At 52.9% G+C, this 23,844-nt stretch carries 20 protein-coding genes and 1 pseudogene; 5 read left to right on the forward strand and 16 right to left on the reverse strand.

Annotated elements, in window-relative coordinates; all coding sequences use genetic code 11:
• Nucleotides 1-18 precede the first annotated feature (18 nt).
• The 7 genes and pseudogenes from KJS57_RS16370 to KJS57_RS16400 all read right to left on the reverse strand — a co-directional run bounded on the left by KJS57_RS16370 (nt 19) and on the right by KJS57_RS16400 (nt 9,025).
• Nucleotides 19-1,656, reverse strand: a complete 1,638-nt coding sequence (locus tag KJS57_RS16370; protein ID WP_213655608.1) for a helix-turn-helix domain-containing protein — start codon at nt 1,654-1,656, stop codon at nt 19-21.
• The gene (locus KJS57_RS16375) at nt 1,653-3,449 is read right to left on the reverse strand and encodes a cache domain-containing sensor histidine kinase (protein WP_213655609.1); all 1,797 of its coding nucleotides are present in this window, start codon (nt 3,447-3,449) and stop codon (nt 1,653-1,655) included. Before KJS57_RS16375 ends, KJS57_RS16370 begins: the two co-directional genes overlap by 4 nt.
• Nucleotides 3,450-3,495: 46 nt before the next feature.
• A complete protein-coding gene (locus KJS57_RS16380) occupies nt 3,496-4,374 on the reverse strand; it encodes a carbohydrate ABC transporter permease (RefSeq protein WP_244861594.1) in 879 nt (292 codons plus the stop codon).
• Between the two features lie 18 nt (nt 4,375-4,392).
• The gene (locus KJS57_RS16385) at nt 4,393-5,274 is read right to left on the reverse strand and encodes a carbohydrate ABC transporter permease (RefSeq protein WP_213655610.1); all 882 of its coding nucleotides are present in this window, start codon (nt 5,272-5,274) and stop codon (nt 4,393-4,395) included.
• Nucleotides 5,275-5,337: 63 nt separating this feature from the next.
• A complete protein-coding gene (locus KJS57_RS16390) occupies nt 5,338-6,663 on the reverse strand; it encodes an extracellular solute-binding protein (protein WP_213655611.1) in 1,326 nt (441 codons plus the stop codon).
• 447 nt (nt 6,664-7,110) lie between these two features.
• Nucleotides 7,111-7,995 (reverse strand): AraC family transcriptional regulator, encoded by an 885-nt coding sequence (locus tag KJS57_RS16395; protein ID WP_213655612.1) that lies wholly within the window; start codon nt 7,993-7,995, stop codon nt 7,111-7,113.
• Nucleotides 7,996-8,148: 153 nt separating this feature from the next.
• Nucleotides 8,149-9,025, reverse strand: a pseudogene (locus KJS57_RS16400) (LysR family transcriptional regulator).
• 123 nt (nt 9,026-9,148) lie between these two features.
• Between KJS57_RS16400 and KJS57_RS16405 the strand changes: the two are divergent.
• Nucleotides 9,149-9,889 carry an SDR family NAD(P)-dependent oxidoreductase gene (locus KJS57_RS16405; RefSeq protein ID WP_213655613.1) on the forward strand — a complete coding sequence of 247 codons (741 nt, stop codon included), beginning with the start codon at nt 9,149-9,151 and terminating at the stop codon, nt 9,887-9,889.
• A 164-nt stretch (nt 9,890-10,053) separates the two neighbouring features.
• On the opposite strand, the gene KJS57_RS16410 is transcribed toward KJS57_RS16405, so the two are convergent.
• From KJS57_RS16410 to KJS57_RS16435, 6 genes are all read right to left on the reverse strand, one after another.
• Entirely contained in the window at nt 10,054-11,229 is a 1,176-nt protein-coding gene (locus KJS57_RS16410; RefSeq protein ID WP_213655614.1) for a DUF4272 domain-containing protein, read from the reverse strand.
• A 46-nt stretch (nt 11,230-11,275) separates the two neighbouring features.
• On the reverse strand, nt 11,276-12,031 hold the full coding sequence (locus KJS57_RS16415; RefSeq protein ID WP_213655615.1) for a class I SAM-dependent methyltransferase: 756 nt from the start codon (nt 12,029-12,031) through the stop codon (nt 11,276-11,278).
• A 163-nt stretch (nt 12,032-12,194) separates the two neighbouring features.
• Nucleotides 12,195-12,638, reverse strand: coding sequence for a hypothetical protein (locus tag KJS57_RS16420; RefSeq protein ID WP_213655616.1), 444 nt, complete (start codon nt 12,636-12,638; stop codon nt 12,195-12,197).
• Nucleotides 12,639-12,669: 31 nt separating this feature from the next.
• The gene (locus KJS57_RS16425) at nt 12,670-13,425 is read right to left on the reverse strand and encodes an AAA family ATPase (RefSeq protein WP_213655617.1); all 756 of its coding nucleotides are present in this window, start codon (nt 13,423-13,425) and stop codon (nt 12,670-12,672) included.
• A gap of 5 nt (nt 13,426-13,430) precedes the next feature.
• Complete coding sequence (locus tag KJS57_RS16430) at nt 13,431-15,302, reverse strand: ABC transporter ATP-binding protein (protein WP_213655618.1); 1,872 nt, start codon at nt 15,300-15,302, stop codon at nt 13,431-13,433.
• Complete coding sequence (locus KJS57_RS16435; protein WP_213655619.1) at nt 15,283-17,031, reverse strand: ABC transporter ATP-binding protein; 1,749 nt, start codon at nt 17,029-17,031, stop codon at nt 15,283-15,285. The genes KJS57_RS16430 and KJS57_RS16435 overlap by 20 nt, the downstream gene beginning before the upstream one ends.
• 274 nt (nt 17,032-17,305) lie before the next feature.
• Between KJS57_RS16435 and KJS57_RS16440 the strand changes: the two genes are divergently transcribed.
• The 3 genes from KJS57_RS16440 (at nt 17,306) to KJS57_RS16450 (ending at nt 20,303) form a co-directional block, all read left to right on the forward strand.
• Nucleotides 17,306-17,527, forward strand: coding sequence for a heavy-metal-associated domain-containing protein (locus tag KJS57_RS16440; protein ID WP_213655620.1), 222 nt, complete (start codon nt 17,306-17,308; stop codon nt 17,525-17,527).
• 14 nt (nt 17,528-17,541) lie between these two features.
• Nucleotides 17,542-19,431 carry a heavy metal translocating P-type ATPase gene (locus KJS57_RS16445; protein WP_213655621.1) on the forward strand — a complete coding sequence of 630 codons (1,890 nt, stop codon included), beginning with the start codon at nt 17,542-17,544 and terminating at the stop codon, nt 19,429-19,431.
• Nucleotides 19,432-19,601: 170 nt separating this feature from the next.
• Entirely contained in the window at nt 19,602-20,303 is a 702-nt protein-coding gene (locus tag KJS57_RS16450; RefSeq protein WP_213655622.1) for a Crp/Fnr family transcriptional regulator, read from the forward strand.
• Nucleotides 20,304-20,472: 169 nt separating this feature from the next.
• Here the strand turns inward: KJS57_RS16450 and KJS57_RS16455 are convergent, their stop codons facing one another.
• Nucleotides 20,473-21,063, reverse strand: a complete 591-nt coding sequence (locus KJS57_RS16455) for a P-loop nucleotide/nucleoside kinase family protein (RefSeq protein ID WP_211022209.1) — start codon at nt 21,061-21,063, stop codon at nt 20,473-20,475.
• A 203-nt stretch (nt 21,064-21,266) separates the two neighbouring features.
• Entirely contained in the window at nt 21,267-21,824 is a 558-nt protein-coding gene (ssuE, locus tag KJS57_RS16460) for an NADPH-dependent FMN reductase (RefSeq protein WP_211022210.1), read from the reverse strand.
• 213 nt (nt 21,825-22,037) lie between these two features.
• Here ssuE and KJS57_RS16465 point away from each other — a divergent pair, with 213 nt between their 5' ends.
• Nucleotides 22,038-22,937 (forward strand): SDR family oxidoreductase, encoded by a 900-nt coding sequence (locus KJS57_RS16465; protein WP_211022211.1) that lies wholly within the window; start codon nt 22,038-22,040, stop codon nt 22,935-22,937.
• Nucleotides 22,938-23,178: 241 nt separating this feature from the next.
• Here the strand turns inward: KJS57_RS16465 and KJS57_RS16470 are convergent.
• The coding region (locus KJS57_RS16470; protein WP_213655623.1) for a DDE-type integrase/transposase/recombinase at nt 23,179-23,844 on the reverse strand (666 nt) is incomplete at its 5' end.

The raw sequence follows: 23,844 nt of genomic DNA on the forward strand, positions 1-23,844 counted from the left end.
CTCCCCTTTGCCTCTTCTTCACATCGTACTTGTTTCCAGGCCGTTCCCCGATATTACGCCGCCGCTACCCTCGCCGCCGCTAATATCTTCACCACTGCCAGGCAAGACTCCCTCCCGATATTCGCTGGGTGTTTTGCCCGTATGCTTCTTAAACAGCCGGCTAAAATACTTCACATCTTCATACCCTACCATCAGGGCTACTTCGCTGACCTTCGCCGGGGTCACGGTCAGAAGCTGCATCGCCTTTCGTATTCTCATCCCGGTCACGAAGTCGCCAAAGGTATTGCCGGTCTCTTTCTTAAACAGCTCGCTCAAATGGCCGGGATGAAGATGCACATGGCCGGCAACCTGCTGCAGACTCAGCTCCGGCGCCGGGCAGGATTCGATAAATGCTTTTGCCCGTTCGACATGGGATCGCTGACCTTCGCCCAGCCGGCTATGATAAATCGTCATCATTTCGTGCAAATGCCGGAACAGTTCTTCTCTCATTCCGGCCGCCTCATTCTCGTCCGTATTCCAAGGCTCCATCCGGTATTCCTCTTCCCGGCCGATGACGCTCAGCGTCCGGGCCAACCAGCGGTGGGCGGCGAGCACGGCCGAATGAATACAAGCCATATATGATTCCACCGTGCATTCCGGGTCGCTGATCAGCCCGTCGATCAAGCTTCCTGTCCATGCCCGCAGACCAACGGCATCCCGATCCAGAAGCAAAGAACCAAGCCGCGTTTCTTCATCTTGAGTTAGTACCGTTCTGCCGCCCCTTCTACTTCCAATCCCATCATAGTCCAGAATTTTTGCGGGAATCAAGGCATGATAACGGAACGCCGCCACGGCGGTGGAATAACTGTAATGCAGCTTCCGGGGAGTATCGGCGAGTTCTCCAACGGCCAACCGCAGCCTGCATTTCAACTGGCGTTCGACCCAATCGACCGCATTGCCGAGCCGCCCCAGCCGCCGCTGATGGTCTCGCTCTGTCGGTAATACGCAAATCAGGCACTCCCGCTGCATAAGGATCGACGCTTCCAGTAGCAGATCCTCCAGCATATTTTGCACGGCAAACAAGAGCAAGGATGGCGAGGAACCCGAGTCCCCCCATCCCTCAGCCTCTACTATGACAACCTGCCATACTTCCTCCCCGGCTCTGTCGAACTCCTCTTCGGATCGCAAAAATGCGGGAACCTCGGAACCGTCCAGGGCGACGTCTCCCTCGATAACCCATTGAAGAAATTGCCTCCGTTCTCCTTCCTTCGAAAGCCGCTCGGTCCTGGTTTCTTTTTCCCAGCGCTCAAGCAATCTGCGCTTCGCCTGAATAACCGCTTTCATGATTTCTTCGGGCTTGCTCGTCTTCAGCAAATAATCGCCGACCCCTTGGCGGAGCGCTTGTTGGGCGTAAGCAAAATCTCCATACCCCGACAGAATGATGACCTCAAGCCCGGGCAATATCCCGCAAGCTTCCTCTGCCAGCTGCAGCCCCGTCTTCCCCTTCATCCGGATGTCCGTCAGTAGGATTTGGGGCTTTTCCTCCAAAATTCGGGCCATCGCCTCCTCGGCGGAAGCGGCCGGAGTCAGCAGCGTAATCCCGAGCTCCTTCCAAGAGATCACACTGGCCAGACCCGTACGTATAATCGGTTCATCGTCCACGATCATCAGTTTCATGATGCCGAATCCTCCCTGAGCGGAATTGAAAAGGCAATTCGTGTTCCGGCTCCTTCCCGGCTGTCCACTTCCAATCGGGAAGCGGGTCCGTAGTGGAGCAGCAATCGTTCATTGACATTTCGGAGCCCATACCCGCTCCCTGAGGATGCCTCGCTCCTATTCTCTTCCTCCGTCTGCCCAGGTAGTCCGGGCTGTTCCTGCTCCTCCATCAGAAGCCGGATCTCCTGCAGTCTTTGCGGCGTCATTCCGGCCCCATCATCCAGCACAGTAACTGCCATGCGCTCCTGCTGCGACTGAAGGAGTATCGTGATCGTTCCAGAGCTGCCCTTTTTCTGAATGCCATGGATCAAGGCATTTTCTACGAGCGGCTGCAGCAACAGCTTTAGCATGATCTTGTCAGGCAAGCTCGAGTCCACGATATAATCGACGGTAAACTCCTCAGGAAAGCGAATCGACTGCACGCGGACATAATTGCGGATATGATCCAGCTCCTGTCTCACCGGACAAAATTCCTTGCCTCCGTTGAGGCTGATCCGCAAAAAATCGCTCAATCCCTCGACCATATCCGCAATCCGCTTTTCGCCGGACATGAGGGCGATCCAATGGATCGAAGATAGCGTATTGTACAAAAAATGAGGGTTCATCTGCGCCTGCAAGGCGCGCAGGTCCGCTTCCTTTTTGCGCGCCTCGCCCTGGATGACCTCTTGCTTGAGCCTTTCGATATGCGCGCCCAGCAGGTTATAGCTTTGGCCCAGCCTGCCGATCTCATCGTCCCGTACGGCGGGAAACCGCGGCAGCGGGCGGTCCGGATCAATCCGGGACAAGTGGCGGGTCAACACGCCGAGCGGCCGGGTGATCCGGCGGACCGTGAACCAGACGAGCACCGCGCTCATCAGCGCCGCTACGCCGACTGCTGCGGCGGTCAGGCCCAAAATGTACCGGTTCTCCGACCGGTACTGCTCGTAGGGAACCGTACCGATAAGCAGCCAGTTCGTGATCGGTTCACGGCGGTAGAGAACGGTAACTTTACTGTCCTCTTCTCCATAGACAGCGCTTCCGAAGCTTCCCTCCGGAATAAGCGGAAGCAGACCCGGAGAGAATTGCTCCAACGGATAGCCTAGCCGGGTTTTGTCCGCGGAGGACAACAGCAGCCCTTGCGAGCTGATCAATTCCACCGTCCCTGTGTTCTGCCCGAAATCGGGATGCCTCCAGTTCCGGGACAACTCCTCCTCGTCCAGGCTGATCGCCAGCCAGCCCAAGTGCTGAAAATTGTATACGCTGCGGATCGGGCGGACGAGCGTAATAACGTTCTGCACACCGTTATAGTTCTGAACCTGGTAGACACCTGACCAGGTCTTCCCGCCTCCGGCCGCTATTTCCGCAGGAGCGGGAAGACCATCGTCCGCCCAGGCCGCAGTGGACAGCGCGGGGCCGAACCGGTCCGGATAAATGGCGATGTTGGCGATATAAGACTTCGATGCGGCCAAATTCGTCATTCGTCCGACGATGGCGGCCCGGGTGGTCTCGTTGTCCTCTTTTCCCGTCAAATAGGACTGAATATCCCGCTCTCCGATCAGGAACACGGATAACGTCTCGGCATCGCCGAGCATAAACCGGAGGTTCGCTTCGATTTGCTCCAGCATGTCGCTGCCGGTCAGCTTAGTTTTCTCTTCCGTCACCTTGGAGGAGGTCAGAAATGCAAACAGTCCCAACGCGAGCAGCGGTACGATCACTGATCCGGCAATGACGACCGACAGCCTCCGTTGCAACGAAGTAGCCAGCCAGCTCCGCAATTTGACCCCTCCTTATCCGAGAACCCCGCCCCGCCGCTATTGCGGTTTACCCTTTGACCGCGCCCGCTGTCATACCTTTCATCATCTGCTCCTGGAACAGAAGATACAGCACGATCGTCGGAACGACGGACATCGTCATCGCCGCCAGCGTCAACCCGAAGTCCGTCTGATATCCGTCGGCGAAATTGGCAATGGCAAGGGGCAGTGTTTTTAATTCCGTTTTATTAATAAATACAAGTGCAAATGAAAAGTCGTTCCAGGCATGCAAAAAGCTCAGAATCGTCACCGTCGACAGCGCCGGCAGGGAGATGGGAAGCATGATGCGGAAAAACAACCCCCATAAGCCTGTTCCGTCAATAAAAGAGGCCTCCTCCAGCTCGCGCGGTATTCCCGTGAGGTAGGCGGTAAGCACGAAGATCGCCGTGGGAAGCGCAAAGGCCGTGTAGGGCAGTACCAGTGCCCAATACGTGTTCAACAGCGACATTTGCTTCATTAGTATAAATAACGGAACCAGTGTGCTGTGGATCGGAATGAGCATGCCGATAACAAAGAATACGGAGACCCAGCCTTTCCAGCGAAATTGAAATCTGGCCAAAATAAATGAACAAAGTGCCGCGAGGAACAACGTCAGCGCCAGCGAGCCGATCGAGACAATCAGCGAATTACCGAACGCCGTCCCCATCCTGGAGCTGTCCCAGGCACGGAGGAAATTCCCCCCGTTCCATACGTCGGGAAGTCCGAACGGCCGGTTATAGAAGTCCGTATTCGTTTTAAATGCGCTAATGAGCAGCCAAAAGAACGGATATAACGTTAAAATACCATAGATCCCGAGAGCCGTCCAAAAAATGGATTTCACTATTTTACGCAAACCCACCGAGGGGCCGCTGCGGATCGGCCTTTGGATCGTTGCCATCTGCGTTTTCATTTGCGGTTCTCCCTCCCTTTAGGTCTGCTTGCTCTTGTTACGGTTTGCAAGCCACTGGCTTGTTCCGATCAGGAGCAGACTGATTAGCATAATCGTCGTCGAAATAGCGCTGCCGAAGCCGTAGCGGTACGTGGTAAACGTGGAGTTGTACATATAAGTCGCGAGCAGTTCCGTCGCATGGGCCGGCCCGCCCTTTGTCATGATGTACACCAGATCAAATGACTTCAGACTGCCGGAGATACAGAGAATGACCGCGACCTGAACTGTATTTTTAATGATCGGTAAGGTAATGGTGGCAAGCTTTCGCGCCCCGGATACCCCGTCGATTTTCGCCGCGTCGTGGATCTCGCCGGGAATGTTCTGCAGGGCCGACATGAAGATAATGAGATACAACCCCACATAGCTCCAGATGAGCGGCGGAAGCAGCGAGTAAATCGCAATATCCCGGTCGGAGAGCCAATCGAGCTTCCAGCTGGAGAGGCCGAGTGAATCGAGCAGAAAATTAAGAATCCCGATTTGCGGATGATAAAAATACTGCCAGATCATCCCGATCACGACCGTGGACAGCACCATCGGCAGAAATACGGCCGAACGCAAAAAGCGCTGGAGCCAATTGCTTTTGTGGAGCAACACCGCCAGTGCAAGGGCCAGCGGAACTTGACCGAACACGGAGGCGAGGACGAAGATGACGTTATTTTTGAGCGCCCGCCAAAACACGGGATCACGCAAAATTTCCGCATAATTGTCCAAACCGATATACTTGGCCTCTCCGATGCCTGACCAATTAAAAAAACCGTAATACGCCGACCAAATCACGGGGACGAAAACAAACAACGTATATAGAAGGACGGCTGGCGCCAGGCCCGTCAGGATGAAGCGCCTGCTGCGCAGTGCATTCATGAGGTCTCACCCTTTCTAGGTAAAATAAAGCCCCTCCCCCTAGAGGGAAGGGGCTTCTCAGATTCAATTTCCGACGGCCGTCGCCTGCGCGTTCTGAATTTTGCTGGCGATATCCTCTGCTTTGCCTCCGGTCAACAGCTCCTGAAGTCCGTTGTTGACCACTTCTACGGTTGCCGAACCCAGCTTGGAATCGTAAACCGGGGTGATTTTAACGTGCTGCATTAACTCGTAAAGTTCCACGAACAGCGGATGCGCCTTCTCTTTGTCCAGATCAAGCTTGTAGCTGACAAGTGTGCTGCTGTTCAAAGTCGCCTGCTGTCCCTCCGGACCGGCCATTTCATAAAATAGCTTCATAGCGGCTTCCTTCTTGCTGCCGGTCAGCTTTTTGCTCACGCCGAGGCCCGTGCCCACAACCCCTGCCGTCGTTTCCGGATCGCCCTTGCCGCCTTCAATCGCCGGAAGGATGGTAATGTGGGTTTGATCCAGCACTTCCGGCGGCGCGTTGTTCACGAGATTGGCCAGCGCCCAGCCTCCGTTGATGACCATCGCCGCTTTGCCCTGGAAGTACAACTGCATCATTTGGGTTTCATCAATGCTGTTGAAGCCATCCTGGAACGCTCCTTTTTCACCGAGCTCTTGGAGTTTCGTGAGCGCTTCGATGAATTCGGGATCGGTAAACTTCGCTCCATCCTGTTCTACCGCCTTCAGGAACCAGTCCGTACCCGTTATGCGGTCCGCCAGCGTACTAAAAATCGTGGACTGTGCCACCCAGTTCGTCTTGTTACCCAGCACGATCGGGATGATTCCCTTGTCCTTGAACGTCTGAACTGCCGTCTCCATCTCGGCCCAAGTCTCAGGCACCTTGACATTATGCTCCTTAAAAAGGGCGTCATTGTAGTAAATAAATGAGCTTGGAGCTAGATTCATCGGCACGGAGTAAATTTTGCCGTCTACCGTGTAGCCGTCCAGTGCATTCGGAATGAAGTTGTTCTTCCATTCAGAATTCGCATTCAGCTCCTCATCAATCGGCTGGAGCAAATTGCCCTTGACGAACTCCTTCGTCATCGCGTCCGGCCACATCACGAATAAATCCGGCATTTCGTCTGCCGCTGCCACAGTCCGGAGCCGTGTACGCAGTCCGTCCGTCGGCAGACCTTCGTCAATTACTTCTATAGCCGGATTCTCCGTCCGGAAATCCTCGATGATTTTGCGCATCGCCACAGCCTTCGCATCCTGCCCTGTCCAGTTATGCCAGATCGTAATGCTGACCTTTTCCGTTTTATCCCCGTTCCCGGAGGTCTCATTCCCGCCGCAGCCCGCCAGCAGTAAAGCCAGCATCGCTGCCATAACCATAAACGCTAACCCCTTAAATGCAATCCCCTTTTTCATCTTCCGGCATCTCCTTCCGTGTGATTAAACTCATTGTAGGATAACTCCTGGGCTTCGATAAGGGGACGATCGGCGGATAAGGGGGTGAAAAATATCGGCTCCTTCCTCGAAGCCTAATCCTGCAACTACGGCAAATAAGGCGACATTAGGACTCGACGATCTGTAAAATAAAGAGGCCTTGCCGATGGGCAAGGTCTCTTTTTCATCTATCCATGATGGCTAACGGACATAGGAGCCGTTATTCGCCTCATTTTCGGCCATTTCGGATTCTAACGGTCACAGCGGCTCTTATCCGGTATAGAAACCAGACATTCATATCGTTTCCGGCTGGATAAGGTCCATGGTGTCCGTTAGATTTGGAAATGGCGTATTTTCGCCTTGATAACGGCGCTGGTGTCCGTTACGCCAGCTTTCAAGCTCCATAGAGGATAGCGATTTTTTATAGGGTTATCCTTTTCTTCTGACCGGGATCCAGACCTCGCTCTTGGAATCCACTTGCCGTTTGTCCAGCCAATAATATTTTTCGATGCACGGTCCTTCTACCTGCTCAAAATTAGCTGAAGGGAACCATTCGGCATAAATGCGACGCCATACTTCCTGAATTCCTGTTCCGATTTCGATATCTTCGGTAATCGCCTCGTAACCCTCAAATACAACATACGTTTGCTGCGGCGGAAGCTCCAATACAGTCAGATCGGAAGGAGCTTCGCGATCACCGGGAAACTCGCAGCCCATCAAATAACGTTTGCTTCCGTCCTCGGCGAAATCATAATGGTAGCCAAAAAGCAGCGAACCCGCTTCCCTGCCGGCAGCCTCATTGATCGCGTCATGCGTTCCGTCCTTCCAGATTTGCTCTACAAACCTCGGCACCTCGTCATTAGGATCGCTTTGGACGATAACCTCCTTGCCGATGACGGTATAACCCTTTTCCTCCACAATACGATAGTTCATTTCCGTTACCCCTCTAATTTGAATTTGAAAAGAGAGCGGCGGAAACGACTTCAGCTTCACGTCTTTCTTTCGGGCCGTGGAAGGCGATACGCCATGCAGCCGGATAAATGCCTTGGTAAACGCCTCCGGGCTGTCATAACCATACTTCAACGCGGTATCGATCACCTTACAGTAACCTCCGGCCAACTCCTCCGCAGCCAGCGTCAGCCGCCGGTTCCGGATGTACTCGGTTACGGTAAAGCCCGTCAGGGCATGAAACATGCGCTGAAAATGAAACTTCGAAGACAACGCCGCCTTAGCCACATCGTCGATCACGATTTCCGTTTGCAAATGCGTCTCGATATAATCGATGGCGTCACGCAGCAACCTCAGCGTTTCCATTCGCCTCATCTCCTTTCAAACCCAGTGTACCGGGGAATAAACAATTCTACCTGTCCGTTAATGCGCCATGTTGTCCGAAACCAACGGCATCGCGATCCCGGCGCGCGGTGCTTGGTCACACGGATCAAAATTGTGTACTATGCTCTCTCCCTATCAGCGGTGCCCAGATCTGCCTAACTCCTGATGCAAAAATGAATAGACTTTGGCGGCCGCCAGGGTCAAAGGTGCTTCCGGCACCCTGCTCAATAGGCCGAGGCTCATATCGATCGGCATCTCCATTTGTCGCGCTACGGTTCCGGCAGGTATCGGATTTAGCCCGATTTCCGGGACGAGCGCGATGCCGAGACCGGCTTCAACATAATGTTGAAGCGCCGTCATACCGCCGATTTCCATCGTATCCAGCGGAGTAGCTCCCGCTTCCTTAAGCACCATCTCCAGCTTTCTGCGGTACGGGCAAGTGGCCGATGTGATAAGCAAGCGATGCCCCTGAAAATCGGCCGGAGCCAAGGTTGACCGGTTGGTCAGAACATGGTTCTCGGGCAGAAGGACAACGAACTTTTCGTGAAACAGCGGCTCGAAATATAGACCGGTTGTCAGATCCGGGGCCGAACAAAGGGCGAATTCCAATCTGCTCGCTCATATTCAGACTGCTGCCAATATCAACGGACAGCTTTATTTTCGGATAGATGGCTTGGAATCGGCCTAACAATCTGGGCAAACGGTAGCTGGCCGTCGGCTCTGTCACGCCGAGGCGGACATGCCCCGCTTCTCCCGACTGAATATCCGCCAGATTACTTTGCAATTGCTCCAGCCTGTTCATGATTTGCAGGCTCTGCTCGTAAAACAGTCGCCCCGCCTCCGTTAGCGCGATGGTTTTGCCTCGTTCGAGCAGTTCCACGCCCAGTTCGGATTCAAGTCTCTGCATCTGCATCGTTACCGTAGATTGCGCATAATTCATTTCTTCGGCGGCTCGTATAAAGCTTCCGTATTTTACGATCAAGTGAAATGTCTTCAGGTTTTTGATATCCATGCTTTGCTCACCGAATTTCTAATTCAATATTTTTGAACATTTTAATCATTTAATTCAATTATACAAATAACTGAAGCGGAGATAAAATACGTTATATCACACCAATCAACGGGAGGTTTAACCATGAACCTGAACAATAAAGTAGCGCTCGTCACCGGTGGTGGAACGGGCATCGGCCGGGCGATTAGTTTGGCGTTAGCAGAACGCGGTGCTATCGTAGGGATCAATTATTCCCGCTCAAAGGACGAGGCGGAAGCCACGGTTCAGGAAATTACTAGCCTGGGAGGCCGCGCCGTCGCCATTCAGGCTAATGTGGCCAACGAGGCGGAAGTCCGGCATATGACCGATCAATTGGCCGCGCAATTCGGATCGATCGATTTGCTGGTGAATAACGCCGGAATTACGAAGCATATCCCGGTGGACGATTTGGAGGCGGCCAATGAAGCCGTATGGGACGAACTGTACGCGGTGAATGTAAAGGGGATGTTTTTCTGTGCGCGGGCGGTATCCCCCTGGATGAAGAAAAGCAAGGCCGGAGCCATCGTCAACCTTGGGAGCATAGCAGGCCAAACGGGATCAGGCTCCTCGCTTCCCTATGCCGTTTCCAAAGCAGCAGTTCACGGCTTGACCAAATCGCTGGCCCGGGCATTGGCCCCGGATATCACGGTCAACTGCATCGTGCCCGGTGCGGTGGCCACCCGATGGTGGGAGGGCAAAGAGGAACAAATGCATCAGCTTGCCCCTAATCTGCTCCTTCAGCGCATCGCTGAGCCCGAGGATATCGCCCGCATGGTATGCGCTGCCCTGGAGCAAGAGGCGATGACCGGCCAAATCATCACCGTGGATAGCGGACAAACGTTGTAAACGTTGGGCGGTGATGATCGCTGAGCTTGCCACTTTCCTGCATCTTTCCGAAATAAGCTAAAAAACCTCCAGCTATTCAAACGATTTTAGGCACATAAGTCCTCTAATCCCTGAATTAACTGGAGGTTTTCCAAGCGTCACATCATATTTACAGTGTTCTTCTTCTACGTATTCATGCTGATGTCATTCCAGGCTTCATCCCGGTGGCCGATCATCCAGAATAAGGCCCGGCGGCGCTCAAGCACGACGCTTTCGATCAAGCCGGCCGGGGCTTCTTCGCCCTTAATCCGCGCGTTGACGCAGGCCCAGTGGAGACGGTAGATTTTATCCGCTTCATCCAACATTTCCTCCGGGCGCCGGATAGACGTTTTATTCAAAAACTCGTCGAAAGAATCGCAGCTGGACACCACATTAATCGCATAATCGCAATCACAAGTTTCATCCGGGAAATCCAGCTCTTCCAACAGGCCAAGCCCCCATAACAAGCCCCAGTAGGCTTCATATTGCCAGACCAGATTGATGGCATCCTGCCGATCCGGCTCCGATTGCTCCAGCAGATCCCGTTCAAATTCAGTCAGCTCTTCAGTAACTCCGAATTTGTCCAGCATATTCTTCACGAACGCCTTCGATTCACTCAAGTCCTCATCCTGATTCACATCGCAGGCATATTGTATGACGATCAGCAGGGCAACGGCTCTTCGGGCGATTTGCTCCCGCGACTTCACGGCAAGCTCCTCCAGAGGAGGAAGCTCCGGTAAAGTTTCCAGATACGGAACTCCGTGCTCCTTCAGGTACTCGATACTTCTCTGTTTTCTTTCCCCGCCCTCCGCAGAGGATTTGTCTTCTCCCCGGATCTTTCTCGTGCAGGCAAAGGGTCTGAAATCGGAAGGACCGGATTTGCCGTCACCCGTTACGATCACCTTACCCTCCCCGTCCAACAGCATGCCGTCCGGAAGAAAACCGATGCCATTCAATTTTCCGGCCAGATCAGCAAATAATTTCAGATAGTCCTGGCCGTATTCCTTCTCGGTCTCGATCGCCAGCATCGTATTGATGACGGAAATCTGCGTCAAAACCCGGTATTGCAGGTCTTCGTCCTCGAACGGAATGCGTTGATAGAATCCCATCATCCCCGGGATATTGTTCTCAAAATAATCCGGATCGCTATCCTCGGAGGCTACCCGGATCGTGATTTTGTTTTTGTTAAACCAGCCTTTCGGTTGAATGACCCATTCAGGCGATGATCCTCCCACCTTGAACCCGCCGCTAAAAGTCTCATGAATAAGTGCATCGATATCCCTGGTATCGTTTCGCGATGCAAAGATCGTGAAGTATGGCATGCATTTTCCTCCTAGATATAAAGTAGATATAATTTCATCTCATCAATCATTTACGCGCTAAAATAAAAAAGCGATGCTCCCGGCTTGCTACATATCCATCTTGATTCAAACTTTTCTGCAGCTTGCAGAGCTGTCCGTAACAACGGTCCACCGAAAATCCGGGGAACTCCCATTCGATGATTTTGGCAAAGTACACCAATGCACCGATATCCAAAAACCGAACCTCAGGAAAGGCCTCCCGTTGTTCCAACACCGTAAAACCGGCTTGTTTCAACTCTCGAACACTATGATCCAAATCGAATTCCGCATCGGTGATCATCACATCCCCGCCCAGCAACAACCGGGACAACTCGCGATTGTTCATTCCGCCTACTTGCTGGGTTATAAATATTCCACCCGGCTTCAAAATCCGATAGACTTCCTCTACGTTGAACGCCTCATGCCGATTAATTACGAGGTCAAACATACCGCTCTCCAACGGCAAATCCGCATCATCCTCCACCAGTCTAACCTCTATGCCATATGAGGGCAGATGGGCACGACACAGCTCATAGTTGGGAAGATAGGCCTCAGTCGCATAGGTCCTGCCAGCCGGAGGCGACAGGGATAACAGAAACTCACCGCCACCTGTGCCCATATCGAGCATGACGGTTTGTTCACTCATGTATTTAGATACAACTTCTTTATAGTCCCAAGACAAGGACTCCTCCGCCATACGGCCGCTTAAATGGGAAAAGTCCCAACCCTGGAAGCCCTTCGCCTCTTCTAATTTCCAATACGCTTTTAAGTTCTTTTCATTCATAGATCTGTACCCCTCTCCCTTTTTTGTTCGCAAAAAGATAGAGCAGGTGCAGCCGCCTGATAACGCCAATCTTCAGCCCGGTACATTCGGTTATCAGCAAAATTGCAGCTGCACCGGGCAGTTACCGTATTGAATCACCTGTAACTTTAAAATCATCATGATCTCATCCCCCCATGCTTTCGAAAAGTTCTTTGATTTTCAGCTTTAACTCCTCATTGTGTATGTAATAATGACCGTTCGTGCTGCTTGGAGTAAATGACAGCTTCGCTTCCTCATGCTCGTATAAAGTGACCGCATACAAGTAACCCACTCGGTCCTCCTGATTAGGATCAGGGATAAATTCAAAGTGACGTACTTCGCTTACCCAATCTCTGATCACTGCCTGATCTTTGATTCTCACCAGCTCTCCGGTTGAACCGTCACGGATTTCGATATAGTCAACGTTGTCGATATCGCCAGGATATAATTCATGCAGTTCTTGGGTCGTCAGCTCCGGCTCCGGTTCGCGTTTGCCGCATCCGCTTAGCATCATAAGCAGCGAGAGCAGCAGAACTGCCGCAACTACCAGCATCGGTATTCCTATATTCCGTGATGATTTCCGGTTCATTTTTCTCGCCCTCCCGCTCTTCTTGCTCTCCCTATTCCAACAACTCTCGCAACATTTTGTCGCGATGGTTCATAAATTCCTTCATGATTACGAAATGATCGGTCTCCTCCAAATTTACCGTGCGGACCCCCTCGGGCGACAGTTGGTAAATCACGCTGTCCGGGTAAGCCATCAAAATGGGGGAGTGCGTCGATATGATGAATTGGGAATGTTGACCCACCAGTTCATGAATGCGCGCCAGCATCGCCATTTGCCGGAACGGAGATAGCGCCGCCTCCGGTTCGTCCAGAATATACAACCCTTTTCCGCCGAAACGGTTCATGAAAGTGGCAAAAAAAGATTCCCCGTGCGACATCATATGCAAGGATTTCCCGCCGTAGGAGTTGATGATCGGTGGCCCGAAGCTGGGCTGCCGATCCAATTCGTCAATTTCAGTCGCCAGATTATAGTAGCTTTCCGCCCGAAAGAAGAATCCGTCCCTGGGCTTCTGGAGCCCCCGGATCGGCCGGAGATAACGGTAAAGCTCCGAATGCGTAGCCGCCGTGGAAAAGGTGAAGTTCAGCGTACCTCCCTCCGGATTAAACCCGAGGGCCACGGCGACCGCTTCCAGCAGCGTCGACTTGCCCATCCCGTTTTCACCGACAATATACGTTACCTTCGGATGGAAATCGAGCCGATCCATCGAAGCGACGGCAGGCAGCTCAAACGGATACCTTGCAAAAGAGGGAACCTCTTCCCGCTGCAAAACCATGCTTCGCAAATACGCCTGTTTTTCGAACAAGTCCATTGCGCTTACCCTCCGTTCCCAGGTTCCGCTTCGGCTTCACGGTCTTCGATTTGACCATTATGCAGCTGGTTATAAAAGCCTCCTTGCCGCAGCAGCGATTCATGGGTCCCTTGCTCGATCAGACGGCCTTCCTTGAGCACCAGAATCTTATCGGCCTGGCGGACCGTGCCCAGCCGATGGGCAATGACGAAGCTGGTCCGGCCTTGCATCAGGCGCTGCAGCCCGTCCTGGATTTTAATCTCCGTTACGGTATCGATGCTGCTCGTCGCTTCATCCAGAACAAGAATAGAAGGATCGGCCAAAATCGCCCGCGCAATCGCCAACAGTTGCTTCTGGCCCTGGCTGATTCCTTCTCCGCCCACGCCAAGCATTTTATCGTAACCGCCCTCCAAGCGGACGATAAAGGAGTGAGCATTCGCCAACTTGGCCGCCTCCTCCACTTCGGCATCACTCGCGGACAGTCTGCCGAAGCGGATATTTTCCCGGATCGTCCCTTGGAACAGGAATGAATCCTGCAGTACAAACGCCATATGGCTGCGCAGACTATCCCGGGTAATCCCGGTAATATCGCGGCCATCCAGCGTAATCGTCCCTTTGTCCGGATCATAGAACCTAGACAGAAGCTGGATGAGCGTTGTTTTCCCCGCCCCGGTCGGCCCGACAAGGGCAATCATGTCCCCGGGCTCGGCCGTGAAGCTGATCCCCTCCAGCGTGTCCGCTTCCCCTTCATCTTCTTTTCCATATGAAAAGGTAACTCCCTTGAAGGATACGGCTCCCTTAACCTCTTTCAAAGTCGCCGCCTCCCGCTCATCCCGGGATTCCTCTTCCTCGTCCAGCACTTCAAACACGCGTTCCGCCCCGGCCATTGCCGAGAGCAGCGTGTTCCACTGGTTCGCGAGATCATTGAGCGGCCGCGTAAATTGTCTGGCGTACTCGACGAATACGATAATAACCCCGACCGTCACCGTTCCCCGGATGGCCAGAATGCCGCCAACCCCGGCGACGAGAGCAAAGCTGAGGTTGTTGAGCGCATTCATCAGCTTCGGGATGAAGCCCGAGATCGTTTGCGCCCAGAAACCGGACTGGCGGATCGCCTTGTTTCGCTCCCGGAATTCCCGGATCACTCGCTCCTCCTGAGAAAATGCCTTGATAATCCGCTGCCCGGACAGCGTCTCTTCGATATAGCCGTTCAAGTTGCCAAGATCGCGCTGCCGCTGTTTGTACAACGGCCCCGTCCGCCGGGTAATCCAGCGCATGCCAATCGCCATCAAAGGCACGATAAGAAAAGTCAGCAGAGTTAACAGCGGGCTAAGCAGCAGCATCACGGTTACCGTTCCCACCAGCGTCAGGACACTGGAAAAGATCTGGATCGCCGAGCTGTTCAGCGTCGAGCTGACATTCTCGATGTCATTGGTAACCCTGCTCATGATTTCGCCCTGCTGCCTTTTGCCGTAATAAGGAATCGGCAGGCGATGAAGCTTGGCAAACAGTTCGCTTCGCATGCGGTACACCGTCTCTTGAGCGACTTCGATCATCCATATATTTTGCAGCCAGCCGATCAGCGAGGAGCCCGCATAAACAAGCCCGAGCCCGGTCAAAAATAGCGCCCAAGGCCGTCCGCCACTTCCTTCGAGATAATTGTCGACGGCTACGCCCAGCAGATAAGGACCCAGCAGCGATAGTCCCGAGCTGAACACAACCATCAGCAGCACCAGCATAAGCTTGCCTTTTCGCCGCGCTAGATAATGCCAGAGCCGGCCCAGCGTGCCGGACCAGTTCTTGGCTTTCGCCTTTGGCTTCCGTCCCGCGCTTCCTCCCTGCTTGATCAACGACTCGGGAAACTCATGCCGGAACGGCTCAACGAATGCCTTGAACATGTTTATCCCCCTCCTCTTGCTGCGACTCCACAATCCGCCGGTATAACGGGGACTCCGCCAGGAGTCTCTCATGCTTGCCGCTGCCGATAAGGCGTCCGTCGTCGAGCAGCAGAATCAGGTCCGCGGAAGCGGCCCCCCGGACCTTCTGAGTAATCAAGAACGTCGTGCAGGACAGAGTGTCCAGCTCTTTAAGCAGCGCGGCCTCGGTCCGCGTATCCAGCGCGCTCGTGCTGTCATCCAAGATCAGGATCGACGGCCTCCGGACAAGAGCCCGGGCGATCGAGAGCCGCTGCTTCTGGCCTCCCGACAGATTGACGCCGCGCTGACCCAGCATCGTCTCGTAGCCGTGCGGCAGCGACTCGATCGTATCGTGAATCTGCGCTTGCCGCGCCGCTTCCTGAATTTCCGCCAGCGTTGCATCCTCCCGTCCCCAGGCGATATTTTCCCGTACCGTACCGGAGAACAGAATTACTTCCTGCGGCACATAGCCGATCGATTCCAACAGCAGGGTGCTGTCCATCTCACGGATATTCCTGCCGTCAATATTCACGGCTCCCTCCGTCGGCTCCTGTAAACGGAGAATCAGCTGAACGAGCGAAGATTTCCCGGACCCGGTCGACCCCAAAATCGCCACCCGTTGCCCCGGCTGAACCCTAAAGTTAATGTTCTCCAGAACGGCCAGATCGCTGCCCGGATATCGGAAGCCGACATTGCTAAATTCGACCTTGCCCGATATCGTTTCCTCATTGCCCTTAGAAGGTCCGCCTAGATGCGTATCCGTATTGCGATCCTCTGTGGACAGCACTTCACTAACCCGCTGACCCGAAGCCGCAGCCCGAGAGTAGGAAGTCATGATCCAGGACAACGCCGATAAGGCGTGGATGATCCGCAAAGAATAGTTGGCTACCGCCACTACCGCACCAACCGTTGCACCGCCGGAGGCGATGTCGATCCGTCCGAACCACAGGATAGCTAAAATGCCCGCATTCATAATGAACAACGCAAACGGCATGGTTGTTTCCGCTAATCGAAGCGCCGACACCGTCCCGTCCATCAATTCCTTGCTCTGCCGCTCAAAACGGGCATTCTCATGGTCCCGGCGCACAAACACCCGGATCAGCCTCATGCCGACCAGATTCTCTTGAACGACTCCGTTCACGCTGTCCAGCCGTTGTTGAACCTTTCTGAACCAGACCGAAGTCCGCTTGATCATCCAGAACACAAAAGCCAACAAAAGCGGAACCAACACCGTCAGCATCAGTCCCAGCTTCACGTTCACGATCATCGCCATAATCATACTGCCGAGCAGGACCAGCGGCACACGCGTCGCAAACCGCAGACTCATAAACACCATATCCTGAAGCTGGGTCACATCCCCCGTCAATCGCGTAATCAGCGACGAGGACGCAAACCTGCTGAACACGGGATACGAGAATTTCTCCACTTTTTCATACAGCTTGTCCCGCAGGTCGTAGCCAAACCCCTGACTTGCATGGGAAGCAAAAAACGAACTGGAAATTCCGGCCGCAAACGCGACCGCCGCGCTGACCAGGAGTACGCCTCCCCACAGCCAGACTACCGGGAGCTGATGCTTGCTGATGCCGTCGTCGATGATTTTGGAAATGAGTAGCGGCTGAGTCAGTTCCACCGCGAGCTCGATCAGCATCATACAGAACGCCGATATGGCGGCGACCCGGTATTTTTTTAGAAATGAAAAAATAAAAGCCATGAGTATCCCTCCTGTTGCGCAAGAACGGTCCCCTTCGCCCCAAATCCGCGATCCGAGCCGCTTGTTCATCAATGGCAAAGCCATGACTGCCCTGTAAACGTTTGGTAAACCACATTATTTTATTATAGAACAGATAGACTGCGATTTGTATGCCTTTACATAAAGGAGATGACTTTCGAATTTAAACTTGAGCCGCGTCAAGGTAATAGGAAGAATCGAGCTCTATACTTTAACCAGAAACATAAACCATCCCTTAAACGAGGAGGAACTAAAAATGAAGAAGCTCGTATTTGGCCTTGAACCGTTGTCCTGTCCTTCATGTATTAAGAAGATTGAGACCGCGTTGAATCATACATCCGGTGTGGAGGATGCCAAGGTCTTGTTCCATTCCGGCAAAGTGCGAATTCAATTTGATGAAGCAGTCGTTCAGCCTGAAGCACTGAGACAAATCATTACCCGGCTTGGCTATCCTGTGATTTCGGAAAAATCATCCTGAAGTGAGGTGGCGACATGAATGCCAGACAGACATCATTCCTTACCCTGATTTCCGGGTTATTGCTCTTAAGTGCCGCATTACTGCATGGGGCCGGCTGGCCTAAAGGGCAGCAAATCTCGCTTCTGATTGCGACGGCTGTCGCCGGAGCTCCTATTGCATTCAAGGCATACAGGGCGATTCTCGGAAAAGCGTTCAGTATTGAACTGCTCGTCACGATGGCCGTAATCGGAGCGCTGTACCTCGGCGAATATGTGGAGTCGGCGGCAGTCACCTTTTTATTCCTGTTTGGAGCCTTTCTGGAATCCCGGACACTAGAAAAGACTCGCTCCTCCCTGAAAGCCTTGATCGACATGTCCCCGCTCGAAGCCATCGTTCTTCGCAACGAGGTAGAGACCCGGGTGCCCGTTGGGGAATTGGCCGAAGGGGATCACGTCGTGATCCGCTCCGGGGAGCGTGTTGCAGTAGACGGAACCGTAATGAAGGGCCGTGCTGCCGTGAATGAATCTCCTCTAACCGGTGAAGCCGTCCCAGTCAATAAGACGATAGGCGATTCTGTTTTTAGCGGTACAATGATAGATAATGGATACGTTGAGGTTCTGGCGAAAAAAGTCGGGGAAGACACGGTCTTTGCCCGGATGATCGAATTGGTCGAGGAAGCCCAGGAGTCGAAATCGAAAACCCAGAAATTCCTGGACCGCTTTGCCCGAATTTACACCCCTTCCGCCGTGTTGTTATCCATTCTCGTATTTCTGGTGACCGGAAAGCTGGACATGGCGATCACCTTTCTGGTCATTGCCTGTCCGGGCGCCCTGGTTATCGGAGCACCGGTATCCATCGTGTCGGGAATAGGAAACGGGGCAAGGCATGGAGTATTAATCAAGGGCGGGGAAGTTATGGAGAACCTTTCCCGTGTGGATACCGTCGTCTTTGACAAGACGGGGACGCTTACGCGCGGCCGGCCTACCTTGAGGGAAATCTCTTCATTCAACATGGATAGCAATGAATTGTTACGCCTGGCCGCTGAGGCGGAGACGGTCTCGGAGCATCATCTGGGGCTTACCATCGTCAAAGAGGCGGCGCGAAGAAATCTGCCGCTTTCCGGCAAACCGGATCAGGCAGAAGTAATTAAAGGCAGCGGAATCCGGGTAGTTACCGGCGGAATATCGGTTGCTGTCGGAAACCGCAACCTGATGGAATCGGAAGGGATTGCCGTGAGCACCTCAGCGGAGGAGGATGCATCCCGCCTCGAAAAACTCGGAAACACCGTAGTGTTCGTGGCGGTTGACGGAAAACTGGAAGGTCTGCTCGCGATTGCCGATGAAATCCGGCCGGAAGCCGGGCAAGCGATACGAAAGCTGCGTGAAGCCGGCGTGAACAGGTTCATTATGCTTACTGGCGATAATCGCCATACGGCTGAGCTGGTCGGCCGCAAGCTGGGGATGGATGAAGTGCATGCCGGGATGCTGCCGGATGGAAAAGCCGACTTTATCAGCAAGCTAAAGGAACAAGGATACCGGGTTGCCATGGCCGGAGACGGAATCAATGATGCTCCTGCGATCGCGACGGCCGACATCGGTTTGGCCATGGGCGAAGGCGGGACCGACATCGCCATGGAAACGGCGGATGTCGTGCTGATGGCAGATCGCCTGGATCAATTTGCCCACGCCTACTCGCTTGCCAAGACCACGGTACGGAACATGAAACAAAACACTTTTTTCGCGGTCGGAACCGTTGCTCTCCTATTATTCGGTGTGCTGACCGGGCAAGTATTCCTTGCTTCCGGTATGTTCATTCATGAATTAAGCGTCCTACTCGTCATCCTGAATGCCGTCCGGCTTGGACGATTTAATAGTAAATCATTAAATAAGATTGGACTGATGAAGAGGATACAGGCAAGGGAGTAAAATGATTCCGAAGAAGCGGAGCGGTCGCCTTTGGTTCCGGATTTCTCCCGATTAAGATTCAATAGTATTATGAAATCTGAAACCAACAGCGATCGTAGGAACATTTTACGTACTTGCCCCACATCCATATCAACAGTTCATCTCTTTTAAGAAAGGCGTTGATGAAGACCATGTCAGAGGAAAAAAGCAGCTGCAATCATAAAGAGCATGACAAGAACAGCTATTGCGTTTCGATCGTTCCTATCTTCAATCATTTGGAGGCTGCCGAATTGAAGGAAATCGCCTCGACCGCCCGATCGGTATCCCATCCCCGCGGCCAAATGATCTACCGCCCCGGGGAGCCTTCCGAAGGCATTTATATCGTGCATAAAGGAAGTATGAGGATCTTTCGCGAATCAAGCGGAGGAAAGGAACAGCTCGTTCGAATACTTGGACCCGGGGAATTCAGCGGAGAATTGGCGCTGTTTAACGAATCGGTGCATGACGCCTACGCCGAAGCCCTGGAGCCATTGGAAATATGCATGATAAGTCGGGAAAGCTTACAGGCCTTTTTGCTGAAATACCCGCAGATTGCACTAAAGATGCTGGCCGAGTTCTCCTCGCGTCTGGCAACCAGCGAAGAACAGGCGGCACGAATCGCCATGGAAACCGTAGAAACCCGGATTGCCATGTATCTCGCCGGCCAGGTGGAAGCGTGGAAGAACGCCCGCATCAAGCTGCCGATGCGCCGTAAGGATCTCGCCTCCCACCTCGGTACCACGCCGGAAACGATCAGCCGCAAGCTGGCTGACTTTGAAGCTGCCGGCTGGATTCGTCAGACCGGGCAACGCGACATTGAAGTCATTGATTTGGAGGCGCTATTGCTTGTTTAATGACCCGGCGCGGGCCCCGGGGGTATCGACGGGTTCTGCTTACCACTTATGCAAAAAAACCGCCGGAGCCATGCTCCAGCGGTTGAATTTCAATTCAGGCTCAATTCGCCGTCATTTCACCGAGATTATCCTCTGGCTAAGGATTGCTGGCTGATTGCCCGGTTCCTTCCTATTCCCCGGCAACGAACCGATACACGTTCTCCGCCTTTTCTTCCGTCAGCTCACCGCTATTGTCGAACACGTACACAGAAGATTCGGGGATATCCCAGTTGATTTCCGGTACGAACTGGACGCGGTGCTTGAAGTCATCCCAATGCTCCAATTTCCAGGTGTCACGCTCGGTTTGTCTGTCGATGATGCGCTCTTTTTGCGTCTCCATATCCTTCAGGGCGACCACCACTACCTTGACGTCGACATCCTGTTTGGATTTTCCGGCCGCTGCCAGCACTTCTTCGATCCATGCCTTGTTTTTTAATTCCGCTGTAAAGGGCGAAATCATAAACACGTTTTGGCCGGCCGCCAGGTTCTCGATGCAAATATCCTTCGTGGTGTCGTATTCCAGATCCCGCAGATGCTTCTTATAAAAATCGGAGTCGCGGTCGTTGACATCCAGGCCGTTCATTTCCAGAATCTTCTCCACAAAGCGTCCGCCGACCGTATCCCGGTCCAGAAAGGCAGCTTGCATGCGTTCCGCCAATTTACGGGCCACCGTGGTTTTGCCGGTCCCGGCCACTCCTACAAAGAACACTAATTTTTGCATATCTCTCGTGAATCCCCCTTTAATTTAACTTTCAGCTTTCTTCATTGTACTACCCGCATCGCTTCATTCCAACCGTCTGTACAATAATCCGTGCCACAGCCAGGTCTTGTTGCCGTTTCAGGAAACGGCGTAATAAAAAGGCAGGCTATTCAGGACGCATAATCCCGAACAGCCCGCCTAGCCTAGCGTCATGGTCAGCTTATTTATTTGGCCAAATCCGCGGAAGCGATCCGCCGGCGAGTTTCCTCGGCCAGTTCCTTGATGTTCTCTTCCAGTCTCCCTTTCAACTCTTCCGCGATATCGAATCCGCCTTGCTCTGTCCGGGCTACCTGAGAATCGACCGTATATACCCCGCCTAGAATATGGCGCGCGCCAAGCGCTGCCAACACCGGCTTCAATGAATAGTCAATCGACAGTAGATGCGCAAGACTTCCTCCGATAAATAACGGCAGGATGATTTTTCCGGCCAATCCTTTTTGCGGGATCAGATCCAAAAAGGTTTTGAGCACGCCCGTGTAGGAAGCCTTGTATACCGGGCTGGCTACAATTACAGCGTCTGCTTCGGCAACCAGTGCATTGGCTTTGACGATGTCTTCACTCTCAAATTTCGTATGTATCAGATCCTCGGGAGGTAGCTCGCCTACATTCACATGCTGCACTTCAAAACCTTCCTTGGCGAGCAAATCCTCCGCCAGGGAAACTATCGCGGTCAGCCGGGATCCCGGCGTCGGCGTTCCGTTGATGATCGTAACTTTTGCCATGCGGGTAACACTCCCTTATCTCAAATTGAATTCCGATTAAATCAGTATACTTTAAAATGATGCTATCAATATTTTTACAAAAAGTCAATCGAGGCATAACGGGAAGCAGACTGCTTCGCGACCGCTTGCGGTCACCTTTCTCTGGGCGAACGCATAGAATGATTCATAACGATAGCCAGTGGACATTGTCCAGGGAGGAGCTTGAAAAATCATATGATTCCCGTATACCCTTATGTCGGTAAGGAAACGGTATGCCGCGAGCAGCCCATCGCCTTTCCGCCGCAGCATCAGCCGGTACAGCCCGGTCTTGAGAGCCTCATGAACCCCAGACCGATTTCCGAAAATCCGGAGTACCGCGGCAGCGGCAAACTAAAAGGCAAGGTGGCGATTATTACCGGAGGTGACAGCGGCATCGGCCGGGCGGCGGCGATTGCTTTTGCCAAGGAGGGCGCTGACCTCGTCATTCCGTATTTGTGGGAAACCACGGACGCGATGGACACCAAACGGCGGATCGAGGAACTGGGGCAGCGCTGCCTGCCGATCAAAATAGATCTCCGCCACAAATGCAACTGCGAGTTTGTCGTTCAGGAAACCATCCGCTGCTTCGGGCAGCTTGATGTCCTCGTAAACAACCATGGCGTCCAGTATCCGCAAAAAAGCATCGCCGATATTTCAGAAGCCCAGTTATATCAAACTTTCCAAACGAACATCTTTCCTTTTTTCTATATGGTCCAGGCGGCGCTTCCTCATCTGAAATGCGGCAGCTCGATCATTAACACCGCCTCCATCACCGCATACCAAGGCCACAAAACGCTGATCGACTACTCGTCGACCAAAGGAGCGATCGTCTCCTTCACGCGTTCGCTTGCGCTCTCGCTGATCGACTGCGGCATCCGCGTCAATGCCGTCGCTCCGGGCTCCATCTGGACTCCGCTGATCCCGTCCAGCTTCTCTGCGGAGGAAGTGGCCGTTTTCGGCACGGACGCCCCGATCAAACGCGCAGGCCAGCCGTTCGAGCTTGCTCCCGCCTACGTCTATCTCGCAAGCAGCGACTCTTCCTTCGCCACCGGCGAAGTGGTGCACGTAAACGGCGGTGCTATGGTCACGACGTAGTCGGGGCAGGTAGGTTTGAGGGGGCGGGTTATGGATAGCCTAGATGCTGGCCCGAGGGGCAACGAGATCCCCTCATTGGAATAAATCCAACCATTTAATACCATGGGTTAAAAATGAGCCTCCTCATTGGATAATATCCAATCATTTCCCGCCAAATGGACTCCTTTCGCTCAAAAACCGTCTCTTCCGGCCGGGCCCCCGAATATTGGACACTTTAGGATCAAACCCTGGTTACACGCAGTTATACGGCAATTTTAAATGCAGTTACTTCGTTTTTCTCTAACTTTTCTATAAATTGAGCAGGGGAGTAGCCGTATAAACTCATGTGAATTCGGCGGTTATTATAGAAGTCCATGAATTGGTCAAGAACATCGAATGCTTCTTCAAAACTCATAAAGATATGGCATCTGAAACACTCTCGTTCCAAGATGCTGTGAAACGATTCAATATACGCATTTTTGTTTGGCGTTCGATTCGGTGTTCTTTCATGGATCAGCATTTCGTTGTTTTCAAAAAACGCTCTGAACTTGTGGCTCTTGAATTGCGGACCATTGTCGGTACGCACTACGAGTGGCGTTCCTTGCGTGTACACACTTCTTTTTAAAAGAGCCTTGTGCAGAGTAGTAAGCAAGTCTTCTGTCTTGGATTCCTTGCCACGGTACTGTCCAACTACGCTACGATCGTATACATCTATAATGCTTGCAGTGTAAAAATACCGCTCCAGGCCAGCGATGAAACCATACTTAATGTCCATTTGCCACAATTGGTTTGGACCTGTTACTTCCATGTTGTTCGCTAGTCTGCGCGGATAGGAGTGTTTGGGTTTTACAGGCTTGCCTAGGATACCAAGTTCTTTGCAGAGCCTGTACACCTTCTTTTTGTTAATCTTAAGGTTATGTTGCCGGCG

Origin of the sequence: Paenibacillus vini, assembly GCF_018403325.1 — a bacterium.
Classification (GTDB): Bacteria; Bacillota; Bacilli; order Paenibacillales; family Paenibacillaceae; genus Fontibacillus; species Fontibacillus vini.

What these genes read in the sequence shown, in the direction of transcription:
- KJS57_RS16385 (WP_213655610.1), bottom strand. Translation starts at nt 5,274, where the DNA reads ATGAATGCACTGCGCAGCAGGCGCTTCATCCTGACGGGCCTGGCGCCA.
- KJS57_RS16410 (WP_213655614.1), bottom strand. Translation starts at nt 11,229, where the DNA reads ATGCCATACTTCACGATCTTTGCATCGCGAAACGATACCAGGGATATC.
- KJS57_RS16455 (WP_211022209.1), bottom strand. Translation starts at nt 21,063, where the DNA reads ATGCAAAAATTAGTGTTCTTTGTAGGAGTGGCCGGGACCGGCAAAACC.
- KJS57_RS16445 (WP_213655621.1), top strand. Translation starts at nt 17,542, where the DNA reads ATGAATGCCAGACAGACATCATTCCTTACCCTGATTTCCGGGTTATTG.
- KJS57_RS16435 (WP_213655619.1), bottom strand. Translation starts at nt 17,031, where the DNA reads ATGGCTTTTATTTTTTCATTTCTAAAAAAATACCGGGTCGCCGCCATA.
- KJS57_RS16395 (WP_213655612.1), bottom strand. Translation starts at nt 7,995, where the DNA reads ATGGAAACGCTGAGGTTGCTGCGTGACGCCATCGATTATATCGAGACG.
- ssuE (WP_211022210.1), bottom strand. Translation starts at nt 21,824, where the DNA reads ATGGCAAAAGTTACGATCATCAACGGAACGCCGACGCCGGGATCCCGG.
- KJS57_RS16420 (WP_213655616.1), bottom strand. Translation starts at nt 12,638, where the DNA reads ATGAACCGGAAATCATCACGGAATATAGGAATACCGATGCTGGTAGTT.
- KJS57_RS16390 (WP_213655611.1), bottom strand. Translation starts at nt 6,663, where the DNA reads ATGAAAAAGGGGATTGCATTTAAGGGGTTAGCGTTTATGGTTATGGCA.
- KJS57_RS16450 (WP_213655622.1), top strand. Translation starts at nt 19,602, where the DNA reads ATGTCAGAGGAAAAAAGCAGCTGCAATCATAAAGAGCATGACAAGAAC.
- KJS57_RS16380 (WP_244861594.1), bottom strand. Translation starts at nt 4,374, where the DNA reads ATGAAAACGCAGATGGCAACGATCCAAAGGCCGATCCGCAGCGGCCCC.
- KJS57_RS16370 (WP_213655608.1), bottom strand. Translation starts at nt 1,656, where the DNA reads ATGAAACTGATGATCGTGGACGATGAACCGATTATACGTACGGGTCTG.
- KJS57_RS16405 (WP_213655613.1), top strand. Translation starts at nt 9,149, where the DNA reads ATGAACCTGAACAATAAAGTAGCGCTCGTCACCGGTGGTGGAACGGGC.
- KJS57_RS16465 (WP_211022211.1), top strand. Translation starts at nt 22,038, where the DNA reads ATGATTCCCGTATACCCTTATGTCGGTAAGGAAACGGTATGCCGCGAG.
- KJS57_RS16440 (WP_213655620.1), top strand. Translation starts at nt 17,306, where the DNA reads ATGAAGAAGCTCGTATTTGGCCTTGAACCGTTGTCCTGTCCTTCATGT.
- KJS57_RS16430 (WP_213655618.1), bottom strand. Translation starts at nt 15,302, where the DNA reads ATGTTCAAGGCATTCGTTGAGCCGTTCCGGCATGAGTTTCCCGAGTCG.
- KJS57_RS16425 (WP_213655617.1), bottom strand. Translation starts at nt 13,425, where the DNA reads ATGGACTTGTTCGAAAAACAGGCGTATTTGCGAAGCATGGTTTTGCAG.
- KJS57_RS16415 (WP_213655615.1), bottom strand. Translation starts at nt 12,031, where the DNA reads ATGAATGAAAAGAACTTAAAAGCGTATTGGAAATTAGAAGAGGCGAAG.